General features: G+C 72.9%; 16 protein-coding genes. 9 read left to right on the top strand and 7 right to left on the bottom strand.

What is annotated here, in order from left to right; genetic code table 11:
- Positions 1-60 precede the first annotated feature (60 nt).
- From ACN261_RS00745 to ACN261_RS00735, 3 genes are read left to right on the top strand one after another with little or no spacing between them, the layout of a single operon-like run.
- Positions 61-909 (top strand): ABC transporter permease, encoded by an 849-nt coding sequence (locus ACN261_RS00745; RefSeq protein WP_425847811.1) that lies wholly within the window; start codon positions 61-63, stop codon positions 907-909.
- Between the two features lie 13 nt (positions 910-922).
- Positions 923-1,750 carry an ABC transporter permease gene (locus ACN261_RS00740; RefSeq protein WP_425847809.1) on the top strand — a complete coding sequence of 276 codons (828 nt, stop codon included), beginning with the start codon at positions 923-925 and terminating at the stop codon, positions 1,748-1,750.
- Entirely contained in the window at positions 1,747-2,727 is a 981-nt protein-coding gene (locus ACN261_RS00735) for an ABC transporter ATP-binding protein (protein WP_425847806.1), read from the top strand. The genes ACN261_RS00740 and ACN261_RS00735 overlap by 4 nt, the downstream gene beginning before the upstream one ends.
- A gap of 7 nt (positions 2,728-2,734) precedes the next feature.
- Here ACN261_RS00735 and ACN261_RS00730 read toward each other — a convergent pair whose 3' ends face one another.
- The 3 genes from ACN261_RS00730 to nadA all read right to left on the bottom strand — a co-directional run bounded on the left by ACN261_RS00730 (position 2,735) and on the right by nadA (position 6,254).
- Complete coding sequence (locus ACN261_RS00730; RefSeq protein ID WP_204927851.1) at positions 2,735-3,358, bottom strand: DUF3043 domain-containing protein; 624 nt, start codon at positions 3,356-3,358, stop codon at positions 2,735-2,737.
- A 101-nt stretch (positions 3,359-3,459) separates the two neighbouring features.
- On the bottom strand, positions 3,460-4,815 hold the full coding sequence (gene murA, locus ACN261_RS00725) for a UDP-N-acetylglucosamine 1-carboxyvinyltransferase (protein ID WP_421483523.1): 1,356 nt from the start codon (positions 4,813-4,815) through the stop codon (positions 3,460-3,462).
- 239 nt (positions 4,816-5,054) lie between these two features.
- Positions 5,055-6,254 (bottom strand): quinolinate synthase NadA, encoded by a 1,200-nt coding sequence (nadA, locus tag ACN261_RS00720; protein ID WP_204927849.1) that lies wholly within the window; start codon positions 6,252-6,254, stop codon positions 5,055-5,057.
- Between the two features lie 95 nt (positions 6,255-6,349).
- On the opposite strand from nadA, the gene ACN261_RS00715 reads away from it, so the two are divergent.
- The 4 genes from ACN261_RS00715 (at position 6,350) to ACN261_RS00700 (ending at position 9,626) form a co-directional block, all read left to right on the top strand.
- Positions 6,350-7,486 (top strand): glycerate kinase, encoded by a 1,137-nt coding sequence (locus tag ACN261_RS00715; protein ID WP_421483522.1) that lies wholly within the window; start codon positions 6,350-6,352, stop codon positions 7,484-7,486.
- Positions 7,487-7,676: 190 nt separating this feature from the next.
- On the top strand, positions 7,677-8,045 hold the full coding sequence (erpA, locus tag ACN261_RS00710) for an iron-sulfur cluster insertion protein ErpA (RefSeq protein ID WP_204959360.1): 369 nt from the start codon (positions 7,677-7,679) through the stop codon (positions 8,043-8,045).
- Positions 8,046-8,151: 106 nt separating this feature from the next.
- Positions 8,152-9,129 (top strand): carbohydrate kinase family protein, encoded by a 978-nt coding sequence (locus tag ACN261_RS00705; RefSeq protein WP_421483521.1) that lies wholly within the window; start codon positions 8,152-8,154, stop codon positions 9,127-9,129.
- Entirely contained in the window at positions 9,126-9,626 is a 501-nt protein-coding gene (locus tag ACN261_RS00700; RefSeq protein ID WP_425847801.1) for an AAA family ATPase, read from the top strand. Before ACN261_RS00705 ends, ACN261_RS00700 begins: the two co-directional genes overlap by 4 nt.
- A 164-nt stretch (positions 9,627-9,790) precedes the next feature.
- Here the strand turns inward: ACN261_RS00700 and ACN261_RS00695 are convergent, their stop codons facing one another.
- Complete coding sequence (locus ACN261_RS00695; RefSeq protein ID WP_363651516.1) at positions 9,791-10,000, bottom strand: DUF397 domain-containing protein; 210 nt, start codon at positions 9,998-10,000, stop codon at positions 9,791-9,793.
- An 18-nt stretch (positions 10,001-10,018) separates the two neighbouring features.
- Positions 10,019-10,867, bottom strand: coding sequence for a helix-turn-helix domain-containing protein (locus tag ACN261_RS00690; protein ID WP_421483519.1), 849 nt, complete (start codon positions 10,865-10,867; stop codon positions 10,019-10,021).
- Between the two features lie 103 nt (positions 10,868-10,970).
- Here ACN261_RS00690 and ACN261_RS00685 point away from each other — a divergent pair, with 103 nt between their 5' ends.
- On the top strand, positions 10,971-11,303 hold the full coding sequence (locus ACN261_RS00685) for a hypothetical protein (protein ID WP_421483518.1): 333 nt from the start codon (positions 10,971-10,973) through the stop codon (positions 11,301-11,303).
- A gap of 98 nt (positions 11,304-11,401) precedes the next feature.
- Here ACN261_RS00685 and ACN261_RS00680 read toward each other — a convergent pair whose 3' ends face one another.
- Positions 11,402-11,617: a sulfurtransferase TusA family protein gene (locus tag ACN261_RS00680; RefSeq protein WP_364311364.1), complete on the bottom strand. Its 216-nt coding sequence runs from the start codon at positions 11,615-11,617 to the stop codon at positions 11,402-11,404.
- A gap of 143 nt (positions 11,618-11,760) precedes the next feature.
- Positions 11,761-12,912, bottom strand: a complete 1,152-nt coding sequence (locus tag ACN261_RS00675) for a cysteine desulfurase family protein (RefSeq protein WP_425847798.1) — start codon at positions 12,910-12,912, stop codon at positions 11,761-11,763.
- A 171-nt stretch (positions 12,913-13,083) separates the two neighbouring features.
- Between ACN261_RS00675 and coxB the strand changes: the two genes are divergently transcribed.
- Positions 13,084-14,055 carry an aa3-type cytochrome oxidase subunit II gene (gene coxB, locus ACN261_RS00670; RefSeq protein ID WP_088644664.1) on the top strand — a complete coding sequence of 324 codons (972 nt, stop codon included), beginning with the start codon at positions 13,084-13,086 and terminating at the stop codon, positions 14,053-14,055.
- The last annotated feature ends 8 nt before the right edge of the window (positions 14,056-14,063 follow it).

Below are 14,063 nucleotides of genomic sequence, written 5' to 3'. Positions count from 1 at the left end.
CCGGGATGCCGGTAGAGTCCCCCGGCCGGCACGGCGGGGCTGCGGAAGGAGGGTAACGGCGTGGGCTCGGTCACCGCCACTGCGGCTCCGTCCACGAGCGCAAACGTTACCCGATGGTTCCGGACATTCGGGGCTTTATCCCGGGCCGGCTTCCGTCGCTACTCCACCTACCGGCAGGCGGCCGTGGCCGGTGCCGTGACCAACACCGTGTTCGGCTTCCTGCACTGCGCGGTGCTGCTGGCCGCGGCCGGTTCCGGGACCGTCGGCGGGTACGACCGGGCCCAGCTCGCGACCTTCGTCTGGATGGGTCAGGGGCTGCTCGCCGTCGTGCTGCTCTGGGGCTGGAGCGACCTCGCCGACCGGATCCGCACCGGCGACGTGGCCGCCGACCTGCTCCGCCCGGTCCATCCGGTGACCAGCTACCTCGCCACCGACCTGGGTCGGGCCGGGTACGCGGCACTGGCCCGGCTGCTGCCGCCGGTCCTGGTCGGGCCGATCTTCTTCGACGTCTACCTGCCGTCGCGGTGGCCCACCGTCGGGCTCTTCGTGGTCTCCGTGGTGACCGCCGTGGTGCTCTGCTTCGGTTGCCGGTTCCTGGTCAACGCCGCCGCCTACTGGTGGCAGGACGCGCGGGGTCCGCTGCTGCTGTGGACCCTCGGCTCGGGGGTGCTGGCCGGGCTCTACTTCCCGCTGCGGTTCCTGCCGCAGTGGCTGCAACTGCTGCTGTGGTGTGGCACCCCGTTCCCGAGCCTGATGCAGACCCCGCTCGACGTCCTGGTGGAGCGGGACCCGCCGGCGGTCCAGGTCGGCCTGGTCGCGCTCCAGCTCGGCTGGGCGGTGCTGGTGCTGGCCGCCTGCCGGCTGGTGCAGCGGCGGGCCGAACGTCGCCTGGTGGTGCAGGGTGGTTGAGTACCGGGCGACGGTGACCGAGGAACGTCCCGCCCGGCCGGGTGGGACGTTCGGGGCGTACCGGGCGTTGCTCGGGGCACAGGCCCGCGCGCAGACCACCTACCGGGCGTCGTTCCTGCTGGACCTGGTGGGCAACGTGGGGGCCACCGTGTTCGACGTGGTCACCGTCCTGGTGATCTACGGGGTGACCCGGGAGCTGGGCGGGTTCACGCTGCGCGAGACGCTGGTGATGGTGGGGCTGTCGTCCAGCGCCTTCGCGGTGGCGGACCTGCTGGTCGGCAACATCGAGCGGCTACCCACCCACGTGCGGACCGGCCTGTTCGACGCGGTGCTGCTGCGCCCGCTCGGTGCGCTGCCCCAACTGCTGCTGATGAACCTGCCGCTGCGCAAGGTGTCGCGGGGCGTGTTCGGGGTGGGCGTGCTGGCGGTGGCGCTGACCTCGGCCGGGATCGACTGGACACCGGCCCGGGTGGCGTTGGCGGTGGTCGCCCCGCTGGCCGGGGTGGTGTTCTTCGGGTCGCTCTTCGTGGCGACCGCCACCGTGTCGTTCTGGTGGGTGGACTCCGGTGAGCTGGCCAACTCGGTCACCTACGGCGGGCGGGACTTCACCACGTACCCGGTGACCGTCTTCGAGGGGTGGTTCCGGGCCGCCTTCGCGTACGGCCTGGGGTTCGCCTTCGTCAGTTACCAGCCGGCGCTGGCGCTGCTGGGCCGCGCCGACCCGCTCGGCCTGCCGTCGTGGGCCGGCTGGGCGGCGCCGGGGGTGGCGCTGGTCGCCGTCGCCGTCGCGGCGGCGGCCTGGCGCACCGGCATCCGCCACTACCGGAGTACGGGGTCATGAGCGTCATCGAGCTGGACGGGCTGCGCAAGGAGTTCACGGTACGGGTGAAGGCGGGCCGGCTGCGTCGACAGAAGCGGACCGTCACCGCCGTGGACGGCATCGACCTGCGGGTGGAGCGCGGCGAGATGCTCGGCTACATCGGCCCGAACGGGGCGGGCAAGTCGACCACCCTGAAGATGCTCACCGGGGTGCTGAGCCCGTCGGCGGGTCAGGCCCGGGTGTGCGGGCTGCGCCCGGTCGCCGACCGGACCCGGCTGGCGCTGCGGATCGGGGTGGTCTTCGGCCAGCGTTCCCAGCTCTGGTGGGACCTGCCGCTGGCCGACTCGTTCGACCTGCTGCGGCACCTCTACCGGGTGCCGGCCGCCGCGCACGCCGCCCGGCTGCGCCGCTGCCGCGACCTGCTCGACCTGGACGACTTCCTGGTCACCCCGGTCCGCCAGCTCTCGCTGGGGCAGCGGATGCGGGGCGAGTTGACCGCCGCGCTGCTGCACGACCCGCAGGTGCTCTTCCTCGACGAACCGACCATCGGGCTGGACGTGGTGAGCAAGCAGGCCGTCCGGGGCTTCCTCGCCGAGCTGGGCCGTACCGGCGACACCACCCTGGTGCTCACCACGCACGACCTGGCCGACATCGAGCGGCTCTGCGCCCGGCTGGTGGTGGTCGACCACGGTCGGGTGGTGCACGACGGGACGATCGCCGCCCTGCACGCCCGGTACGGCTCCCGCCGGCTCGTCGTCGCCGACCTGGACGCCCCGCTGGCGGTCCCGCCGCGACCGGCGGGGGCGGCGCTGCACCGGGTCGAGGCGGACGGCCACCGGCTGGTCTACGCGTTGGAGTCGGCGGGGGTGGCGGAGGTGGTCGCCGCGCTGGCCGGGTTGGCCGCGCTGCGTGACCTCTCGATCGTCGAACCGGACATCGAGGACGTGGTGGCCCGGCTCTACCGCAGCCCGGCCCCCGACCCGCGCCACCCGTCCTGACCGCCTGTCAGATCGGGTCGCCGATGTTCACCCGGGGGGCCGGGGCGCGCATCCGGCGGAAGGTGATCGACCGCATGATCGCGTAGAGGTAGAGCGACCCCATCCGCTCGCCGCTGTTGGGGTGGCGTTCCCGCACCAGCTTCTTGATCCGCCGGGAGATCAGCACCGAGTCGATCACCACGCCGAGCGCGAGCGCCCCCCACACCACGTTGGAGGCGAGCCGGATCACCTGCGGCATCGCCGCGTTCGAGCCGATCAGCACGATCAACGCGCCGCCGAAGAACCAGGTGCCGATGGTCCGCCGGGAGTCGACCACGTTGCGGGCGAGCAGCCGTTCCGGCCCCCGGTCCCGGGGGCCACCCTCGCGGCGGAACTCGGCGGCGGCCTCGGTGCGCGCCTTGCGACGCTGCTCCCGGGCCTCCTCCTTGGTCAGCGGCCGGGTCGGGCCGGCCGGCCGGCGGCCGGCGACCGGCCGCTTCGGGGTCTCGACGCCCAGTTCCTTCTTGCTCGGGGTGTAGCCCCGGGGGCGCGCGGCGGGTGGCTCCTCGGTCACCACCGGGGCGGTGGCGGAGGAGTCGGAGTCGGCGGACTTGCGGCGAAACAGCGACGGCACGAGGTGAAGGGTAGCCATACGACGGCGCCCGGTGCACATCACGGGTGCACCGGGCGCTCGGTGGAGCGGGTCGGCCGGGCCGACGGCAGGGGTCGGGGCCGGCCGGGGGACGCGGCTGGTTACGGCCGCTCGACGTGCGCGCCGAGGCTGGCCAGCTTCGCCTCGAAGTCCTCGTAGCCCCGGTTGATCAGGTCGACGCCGTACACCCGGGAGGTGCCCTCGGCGGCGAGCGCGGCGATCAGGTGGCTGAACCCGGCCCGCAGGTCCGGGATGACCAGGTCGGCGGCGTGCAGCTTGCTCGGCCCGGCGATCACCGCGGAGTGCTTGAAGTTGCGCCTGCCGAACCGGCACGGGGTGCCGCCGAGGCAGTCCCGGTAGACCTGGATGTTGGCGCCCATCGTGTTCAGCGCCTCGGTGTAGCCCAGCCGCTGCTCGTAGACCGTCTCGTGGACGATCGACAGCCCCCGGGCCTGGGTCAGCGCCACCACGAGGGGCTGCTGCCAGTCGGTCATGAAGCCGGGATGCACGTCGGTCTCCAGCGCCACCGCGTTCAGTTCGCCGCCCGGGTGCCAGAACCGGATACCGCCCTCCTGGCCCGGGTCACCGAGCTTCGGCGGGCGGGCGTCGGTGACCTCGTACTCGCCGCCGACGGAGCGGAAGATGTTCAGGAAGGTCATCATGTCGGCCTGCTGCGCGCCGAGCACCTCGACGTCACCCCGGGTGGCCAGTGCCGCCGCCGCCCAGCTCGCCGCCTCGATCCGGTCGGGGATCGGCCGGTGGGTGTAGCCGTGCAGCTTCTTGACGCCCTGGATCTCGATCACCCGGTCGGTGTGCACCTTGATGATCGCGCCCATCTTCTGCAGGATGCAGATCAGGTCGATGATCTCGGGCTCGACGGCGGCGTTGCGCAGCTCGGTGACGCCCTCGGCCATCACCGCGGTCAGCAGCACCTGCTCGGTCGCGCCGACGCTCGGGTACGGCAGGGCGAACTTGGTGCCGTGCAGCCCGTTCGGCGCGGACAGGTGCAGACCCTCGGGGGTCTTGTCGACAGTCGCGCCGAACTCGCGCAGCGCCTGCAGGTGGAAGTCGATCGGGCGCGGGCCGATGTGGCAGCCGCCCAGGTCGGGGATGAAGGCGTGGCCGAGGCGGTGCAGCAGCGGGCCGCAGAACAGGATCGGGATCCGGCTGGACCCGGCGTGCACGTTGATCTGGTCGGTGCTGGCGCTCTCGACGTTGGACGGGTCGAAGACCAGCTCGCCGTCCTCGGTGCCGTCGGTCACCTTCACGCCGTGCAGGCCGAGCAGCCCGCGGACCACCTCGACGTCACGGATCTTGGGGACGTCGAACAGCCGGCTGGGCGAGTCGCCCAGCAGGGCCGCGACCATCGCCTTGGAGACCAGGTTCTTCGCGCCGCGCACGCGGATCCGCCCTTCGAGCGGGGTACCTCCGTGTACGACCAGGACGTCGTCCGTCAACGCAAACCTCCAGCGCGCGTCGGGTGGTGCGGGGTGAGTCGATGATGGGGCATGCTGTCCAGCTGTCCGGTACGAGCTGTCCAGCTACCCGGAGCGGGGCCGGCCCAAAACGGTCCCCGCGGTACGTCGCCCCGGCAGCATAGCCCTCCGTGACGAAATGCAAATTGGTCACCGCGCCGGGACGGGAACGAACCGGGGAATCCGGTACGTTCCCGTACCTCGGTGGTGACTTCGGGTAATCAGGCGGTGGCGGGTGGCGGGGTGTCGGCCCCCGGCAGGGCGAGCATCTGGTCCAGCGCCACCCGGGCGTGGTGCGCGGTGTCCGCGTCGACCGTGATCTGGTTGACCACCCGGCCGGCGACCAGCTCCTCCAGCGCCCAGACCAGGTGCGGCAGGTCGATCCGGTTCATCGTGGAGCAGTAGCAGACCGCCTTGTCCAGGAACATGATCTGCTTGTCCGGGTGGGCCAGCGCCAGCCGGCGTACCAGGTTCAGCTCGGTGCCGACCGCCCACGCCGAGCCGGCCGGGGCCGCCTCGATCGCCTTGATGATGTATTCCGTCGAACCGACCTGGTCGGCGGCGGTGACCACCTCGTGCCGGCACTCCGGGTGCACCAGCACGGTGACCCCGGGCACCCGGGCCCGGACGTCCTGCACGCTGTCCAGGGTGAACCGGCCGTGCACCGAGCAGTGCCCCCGCCAGAGGATCATCTTCGCGTCGCGGACCTGCTCGGCGGTGAGCCCGCCGTTCGGCTTGTGCGGGTCGTAGAGCACACAGTCGTCGAGCGAGTAGCCCAGCTCCAGCACGGCGGTGTTGCGGCCGAGGTGCTGGTCGGGCAGGAACAGCACCTTCGAACCCTGCGCGTACGCCCAGTCCAGCGCCCGCTTCGCGTTCGACGAGGTGCAGACCACGCCGCCGTTACGGCCGACGAAGCCCTTGATGTCGGCCGAGGAGTTCATGTACGTCACCGGCACGGTGTCCGCCGCGACGCCCAGGTCGGTCAGCACCTCCCAGGCCCGCTCGACCTGCGACAGCACCGCCATGTCGGCCATCGAACAACCGGCCGCCAGGTCGGGCAGGATGACCCGCTGCGCATCGGTGGTGAGGATGTCGGCGCTCTCGGCCATGAAGTGCACGCCGCAGAAGACGATGTACTCCGCGTCGGGCCGGGCCGCGGCCTCCCGGGCCAGCTTGAACGAGTCGCCTGTGACGTCGGCGAACTGGATCACCTCGTCGCGCTGGTAGTGGTGGCCGAGGACGAACACCTTCGTGCCCAGCGCGGCCTTCGCCGCCGTCGCCCGGGCTACCAGGTCGGGGTCGCTCGGCGCCGGCAGGTCTCCCGGACACTCCACGCCACGCTCGGTGGCGGGGTCGCTGCCACGGCCGAGGAGCAGCAGCGCGGTCGCCGTGTTGGAGGGTTCCACCCAGGTCGAAGTCACGTCCTCATGGTCCCACAACGGGGCGTTCGCACGACCGCTGCCGGTGTGGGCTGCCACACTGCCGCCGCGCCGATGTGGCCTGCCACACTCGGGGCATGCGCGTGCTGCTCTGCCCGGACAAGTTCGCCGGCACCCTGGAGGCCCCGGAGGTGGCCGCCGCCGTCGCCGCCGGCTGGCGTGAGGTGGACGACGCCGTCGAGCTGCTCATCCGTCCCCTCGCCGACGGTGGACCGGGCTTCGTCACGGTGCTCGCGGGCGCGCTCGACGGCCGCCGGGTGCCGGTGCCGACGGTCGACCCGCTGGGCCGGCCCGTCACCGGTGAGATCCTGCTCACCGCCGACGGGGTCGGCTACCTGGAGAGCGCCCAGGCGTGCGGGCTGCACCTGCTGTCCGCCGCCGAACGCGACCCGAAGGCCACCACCTCGTACGGTCTCGGCGCGCTGGTCGCCGCCGCCGTCGAGCACGGGGCCCGGACGGTGGTGGTCGGGTTGGGCGGTTCCGGCACCAACGACGGCGGGGCCGGCCTGTTCGCCGCGCTCGGCGCGACCCCCCTCGACGACGCGGGCCGGGCCCTGCCGTACGGCGGGGCGGCGCTGGGGGCCGTCGCGGCCCTCGACGGGACGCCCCGGTTGCGCGACGCCACCCTGGTCGCCGCCACCGACGTGGACAACCCGCTGCTCGGCCTGCACGGCGCGAGCAGTGTCTACGGGCCGCAGAAGGGCGCCGACCGGGCCGACGTGCTGCTGCTCGACGCCGCACTGGAGCGCTGGGCGGCGGTGCTGGAACGGGACCTGCCCGGCTGCCCGCCCGGCCTGGGCACGCTGCCCGGGGGCGGCGCGGCCGGCGGCCTCGGCGCGGCGATCCTCGCCCTCGGCGGGCGCTGCGAATCCGGCATCGACCTGGTCGGTCGGGCGATCGGCCTGGACGCCGCCCTCGACGACTGCGACCTGGTGATCACCGGGGAGGGCTCGTTCGACCACCAGTCGCTGCGCGGCAAGGTGGTCGCCGGGGTGGCCGGGGCGGCCCGCGACCGAGGGGTGCCCTGCGTGGTGCTGGCGGGGCGGGTGAGCACCGGCCGGCGGGAGGCCGCCTCCGCCGGGGTGACCGAGGCGTACAGCCTGGTGGAGCACTTCGGCGGCGAGGAACGCGGCGGGGTGGCGGCGGCGATGGGCCGGCCCGCCGAGGGGCTGCGGGCGCTCGGCGCGCGGCTGGCCCGGCAGTGGAGCCGCTGAGCTGCCGGGGCCGGTCCGGCGGTGGCCCGGTGACCGGGCCACCGGGAGCGGGCCGTGGCGGCGATCGCGCCGGCCGGGTGGGCTCCGCCGGGGCGGCGTACCATCGGAGCTGGACCACACCGGGAATCACTGGGCGACGCGTGCTGTTGGCCAGGGTGTCCGGACCCATACCGCGCAGGGAGATTTCCACGTGACCACGCCAGCGCAGACCGACCCGACCGAGGCCCAGGCCCCCACTTCCGTCGTCCTCACCGACGTCGCGGCGCAGAAGGTCAAGGCCCTGATCGAGCAGGAGGGCCGCGACGACCTGCGGCTGCGGGTCGCGGTGCAGCCGGGTGGCTGCTCCGGCCTGCGATACCAGCTCTTCTTCGACGAGCGTTCGCTCGACGGTGACGTCGTCACCGACTTCGACGGGGTCGAGGTCGTCGTCGACCGGATGAGCGCCCCCTACCTGGCCGGGGCGACCATCGACTTCGCCGACCGGATCGACGCCCAGGGCTTCACCATCGACAACCCGAACGCGGGCAGCTCCTGCGCCTGCGGCGACTCGTTCAGCTGAGTCCCGGTCCGTCCGAGGGGGCCGTCCCGCGCCGGGACGGCCCCCTCGTCGTCCCGCCCGGACCGGTAGGCTGACCCGCGCCGTGCTCCCGACCCCGAGGGTTGACATGAAGATCGCCGTGACCGGCTCGATCGCGACCGACCACCTGATGAGCTTCCCGGGTCGCTTCGCCGACCAGCTCATCGCCGACCAGCTGCACAAGGTGTCGCTCTCCTTCCTGGTGGACGACCTGGTGCTGCGCCGGGGCGGGGTGGCCGCCAACATCGCCTTCGGCATGGGGCAGCTCGGGCTGCGTCCGATCCTGCTCGGCGCGGTCGGCGCCGACTTCGCCGACTACCGCTCCTGGCTGGAGCGGCACGGCGTCGACTGCGACTCGGTGCACGTCAGTGAGGTGGCGCACACCGCCCGCTTCGTCTGCACCACCGACACCGACATGTGCCAGATCGCCTCGTTCTACGCGGGCGCGATGAGCGAGGCCCGCAACATCGAGCTGGGCCCCGTCGCGGACCGGCTCGGCGGCCTCGACCTGGTCCTGGTCAGCGCCAACGACCCGGAGGCGATGATCCGGCACTCGGCCGAGTGCCGGGACCGGGGCTACGCCTTCGTCGCCGACCCGTCCCAGCAGCTCGCCCGGATGGACGGCGCGGACGTGGTCTCGCTGATCGACGGTGCCGAGTACCTGATGACCAACGACTACGAGAAGTCGCTGCTGCAGAGCAAGGCCGGCCTCACCGACGCCCAGCTCCTGGAGCGGGTGAAGATCCGGGTCACCACCCTCGGCAAGGACGGCGTCGAGATCGCCACCCGGGACGGGGAGTCGTTGCGGGTGCCGATCGTCCGGGACGCGCGGGCCGTCGACCCGACCGGGGTCGGCGACGGCTTCCGGGCCGGTTTCTTCGCCGCCCTGTCCTGGGGTCTCGGCCTGGAACGCGCCGCCCAGGTCGGCTCGCTGCTGGCCGCCCTGGTGCTGGAGACCGTCGGCACCCAGGAGTACGACGTGCGCCGCGACGTGTTCGTCAAGCGGCTGGCCAACTCGTACGGTGACGCCGCCGCCGAGGACGTTCGGTCGCACCTGGTGCCATGACGCAGCTCCTGGTCGTCTTCGCCGGCCTGCCGGGCGTGGGCAAGAGCACCCTCGCCGGGCAGGTCGGCGTGGCGCTGGGCGCGGCGGTGCTGACGGTCGACCCGATCGAGCGGGCGCTGGCCCGGCACGGGCTGACCGGCCCCGGTTCGGGCCAGGCCGGCTACGACGCGCTGGCCGGGCTGGCCGAGGTGCAGCTGGGGCTGGGCACCAGCGTGGTGATCGACGCGGCCAACCCGGCGGCCGGCACCCGGGGGCTCTGGTTCGAGCTGGCCGAGCGGGCCGGGGTGCCGCTGCGGCTGATCGAGGTGTACTGCGGCGATGAGGCGGAACTGCGCCGCCGGGTCGAGGCCCGGCACACCGCCGACCCGCTCGCCCCGACCTGGGAGCAGACCCGGCAGCGCGGCACCGGGTACGAACCGCTGATCGGCCCCCGCCTGGTGGTCGACACCACCATCCCGATCGACCCCCTCCCGGCGATCCTCCGCTACCTCACCTGATCCCGGCCCGACTGGCTGCCCTGGTCCGGGCACCTGGCTGTCCTGGTCCGGGCACCTGGCTGCCCTGGTTCGGGCACCTGGCGGTCCCCGGTCTCCGGGCACCTGGCGTGCGGCCGGTTCGGCTGGCGGCTTGCTTCGGGGAAGGCGGCCCGCGTCGGGCGAGGTCAGCCGGCCTGACCGGGGGAGCGGGCCGGGGTGGCGGCGACGAACGCCGCCCACTGACGGGCGGGGAAGATCAGCACCGGGCCGGACCGGTCCTTGCTGTCCCGCACCGCCACCCCGTCGGGCAGGACGGCACACTCGACGCAGTCGCCGTTGTTGGTGCTGCGGCTGCTGGTGAACCAGCGGGCGGTGGTGAGGTCGGGGGTGCGCACGGTGGCCTCCGAGGGGCGCTAGGCCGCGCCGGCCAACTCCCTGATCAACGCGCGCGACTCGGCGGGTGAGAGGGCGACCTGGCGCAGGTTGTCTGCCACCATGCTATAGGTGCGGACACCGTCCGGGTCCTGCACGTACATCGCCCCGTCGAGCACCTCGGTGTAGGCGATCGGGCGGACGTTGGCGAAGTCCAGCAGGACGAATTTGCCGATCGCACCGGCGGCGTGCGGGCCGTCCTCGGGGCGGAGCACCTGGACGGTGACGTTCGGCAGTTCGGACATGGTGGCCAGGTGGGCGAGCTGGGCCCGCCGGGTCTCGTCGCCGTTGACCCGTAGCCGCAGCGCCGCCTCGCCGATCACCGCGTGCAGGGTGAGCGGGTCGTCGTCGGTGAGCCGCCGGGCCCGGGTCTGCCGGAACGACACGAAACGCTCGGCGTGGTCGGGGCGGACGAATCCGGTGCCCAGGGTCAGCGCCTGGGCGTACTCCTCGGTCTGGAGCAGACCGGGGATGACCATCGACTCGAACACGAACGCCCCGTCGGCCAGCCCTTCCAGCCCGACGTACGTCTTGAACCAGTCCGGCATCACCGCGGCCCAGGGTGCCCACCAGGTCTTGGCGTCGGAGCGGCCGGACAGGGTGGTCAGCCGGTCGATCGCGGGCTGGTCGGCCCCGCAGGCGCGGAGCACGGCCGCGATGTCCTCGGGAAACTGCTGGTAACGGCCGGTCTCCATGTGGCCGAGCTTCGGCTTGCCGATGCCGGTGCTGGCCGACAGTTCGGTCAGCGTCATCGGTGCCTCGCGGCGATACCGACCCAGCTCGGCACCGATCAGCCAGCGCAGCGCCGAAGGATCTGTTCGCCTGCCCATGTATCGCCTCCACCACGTGTACCGACGAGAACATCATGCCGTCGAGTCTTCCAAAGAGCAAGGATAGGGGCTATACGTATAGCAACGACTCTTGGAGGTGGTCATGCCCGACCCCGCGCCGCTCGGCACGCCCGAGGAGTTCCACCTGATGCTCGTCGACCTCGCGAACGAGTTCGCCCCACGCCGGTTCGCGCTCTGCGAGGAGTACGGCGACCGCCTCGACGGCGCGGTCTTCGCCTGGGGCCTGGCCTTCCCCGACAGCGCCCTGCTGCGCCACGACGGAAGAACGTCGACCGGGCACTTCGCCACCGCCGAGAGCGCGTTGCGCCTCTTCACCCGCACCGGCCGCCGCCTCCGCCTGATCTGGATCGACACCCCCACCCCCACCCCCACTCCTGTCGATCATGGAGTTGTGGTGCCTTCGAACCGGCAGTAATGCCGCAGATCGGCCACCACAACTCCATGATCGACGGAGCGGAGCGGGGCGGGGCGGGGCGGGGCGGGGCGGGGCGGGGCGGGGTGGGGTGGGGTGGGTCAGTGGGTGCGGCGTACTTCGTAGCCTGGGCCCTCGGGGGTGGTGGTGACGAACTCCTGGGCGCGCATCCGGCACCAGGCGGGGATGTCGACGGCGGCGGCCGGGTCGTCGGCGAGCACCCGAAGGACCGTGCCGACGGGCAGCTCGGGCAGCCGGCGGGCCAGCGCGATCACCGGCAGCGGGCAGCGCTGCCCCCGACAGTCCAGCACCTCCACCGGCCCGGTCCCGTCGCCGCCCGCTCTCGCCCCGTCGCCGCCCGCTCTCGCCCCGTCGCCGCCCGGCCCGGTCGGGAGACCGCCCGGCCCGGTCGGGAGGTCGTCCGCGCCGGTTCGGCGGCCGTCCGGGCCGGTCGGGGTGGTCACAGGCCCACCACGCCGGCGTCGGCGCGCAGCTCGGCGACGATCCCGGGCAGCTCGGCGAGGAACCGCCGTACGTCCGCCTCGGTGGTCTCCCGGTGCAGCGACACCCGGACGTTGCCGTGCGACAGCACCCCCATCGCCTCCAGCACGTGCGACGGACGCAGCGTGGACGAGGTGCAGGAGGAGCCGGAGGAGACGGCGAAGCCGCGCCGGTCCAGCGCGTGCAGCAGCACCTCGCCGTCGACGTACAGGCAGGAGAACGTCACCAGGTGGGGGAGCCGGTCGACCGGGTCGCCGACCACCTCCACGTCCGGCACGTCGGCGGCGACCCGGGACCGGATCAGGTCCACCAGGGGCGTCAGCCGGGCCGCCTCGGCCGCCGCGTCGGCCGCCGCCGCGCGCAGGCTCGCCGCCGCCGCCACCACCGCCGGCAGGTTCACCACCCCGGGGGTACGCCCGAACTCCCGCTCGTCGGCCGGCCACGGCGACTCCCACCGGGTGCCCTTGCGGACCACCAGCAGCCCGACGCCGGGCGGACCGCCCCACTTGTGTGCGCTGGCGGTCAGCACCGACCAGCCGGTGGGCACCGGCACCCGGCCGACGAGCTGGGCCGCGTCGACGTACAGCGGCACCCCGACGGCGGCGCAGGCGTCGGCCGCCCCGGTGACCGGCTGCACGGTGCCCACCTCGTGACTGGCCCCGATCAGCGTCGCCAGCGCCACCCCGGGGGAGCGCACCGCCGCCGACCAGGCATCGAGGTCGAGGCGTCCGAGCCGGTCCACCGGTACGGAGGTGGCGGTCCCACCGGCCGCCACGTGCCGCTGCGCGGCGTGCAGCACCGCCGAGTGCTCGATCGCCGAGTGCACCAGCGTCGCCCCGGCCCGCTGCCGGCCGACCAGGCCACCGAGCACGGCGGAGTGCGCGGCGTGCGTACCGCTGGGGGTGAAGGAGACCTCGTCGGGGCGGACGCCGAGGGTGGCGGCGGTGGCCTCCCGGGCGGCGTCGAGGAGTTGCCCGGCGCGGCGGGCCCGGCTGTAGAGGCGGGCGGGGTCGGCCCAGCCGTCGTCGAGGGCGGCCAGCAGCGCCTGCCGGGCCACCGGGTGCAGCGGCGCGGCGGTGGCCGCGTCCAGGTAGACCGGGTGGGCACTCACGACCGCAGACGCTATCGCGTCGAAGACCGACGGCACCCCCCGATGGGGGCGGACACTGACCCCAAGACCGTCGAGCCCGCCATGGTCGAGTAATCTGCGACCGTCGGTGACGCCTTTGCCGTCGGTGCTGATGGAATACCCCACCGCGGCGCGCTAGGGAGGCAGGACCAGGTGGTCGCAAGGAGTTCGGAGGTACGGCCGTCGGCCGTACGGCACGGTGCTTCCCCCGGAGCCGGTGTGCGTCGGCGGCGTGGTGCTGGCCGGCTCGCCGGGCTCGGTCTCGGCGGAGCTGCGCTGCTGGTTCTGCTCACCGGGTGTGACGTCGGCCGCTCGGTCGACGGCTTCGGCTGGCCGCAGGGCGGCATCACTCCCGAGTCGCACCGGATGTACGACCTGTGGATCGCCTCCTGCATCGCCGCCCTGGCGGTCGGTGTCTTCGTCTGGGGCCTGATCTTCTGGTGCGTCGTGCGCTACCGCAAGCGCGGCAACGAACTGCCGGTGCAGACCCGCTACAACCTGCCGATGGAGTTCCTCTACACCATCGCGCCGATCCTGATCGTCTCCGTGCTCTTCTACTACACGGCCGTGGTCCAGACCGACGTGGTGCGCACGACGAAGAACCCCGACGTCACCGTCGAGGTCGTCGCCTTCAAGTGGAACTGGCAGTTCAACTACCGCGACGGCCAGGGCACCGAGGCCAACACGGTGGCGTCGGTGCTGGGCACCAGCGAGGTCATCCCGGTGCTGGTGCTGCCGACCAACCGGTCCATCCGGTTCGAGGAGACCAGCCGCGACGTCATCCACTCCTTCTGGGTGCCGGAGCTGCTGTTCAAGCGCGACGTGATGCCCGGCAAGATCCGTAACGTGTTCGAGGTCTCCAAGCTGGAGTCCGAGGGTGCGTACGTGGGCCGCTGCGCCGAGCTGTGCGGCAGCTACCACGCCTTCATGAACTTCGAACTGCGGGTGGTCTCCCCGGAGGCGTACGACCAGTTCCTCGCGGCCAAGCGGGACGGCAAGTCGACGCAGGAGGCGCTGACCGCCATCGGTCAGGACCCGTACGCGAAGACCACGCAGCCGTTCGACACCCGTCGTACGAAGGACAACTTCAACCCGGACGACGCGTCCGCGAGCGCGGGAAACTGAGGTATCCG

It is taken from the genome of Micromonospora sp. WMMD723 (genome assembly GCF_049863385.1).
Taxonomy (GTDB): Bacteria; Actinomycetota; Actinomycetes; order Mycobacteriales; family Micromonosporaceae; genus Micromonospora; species Micromonospora wenchangensis.
This window is presented reverse-complemented; position numbering and strand designations above follow the sequence as displayed.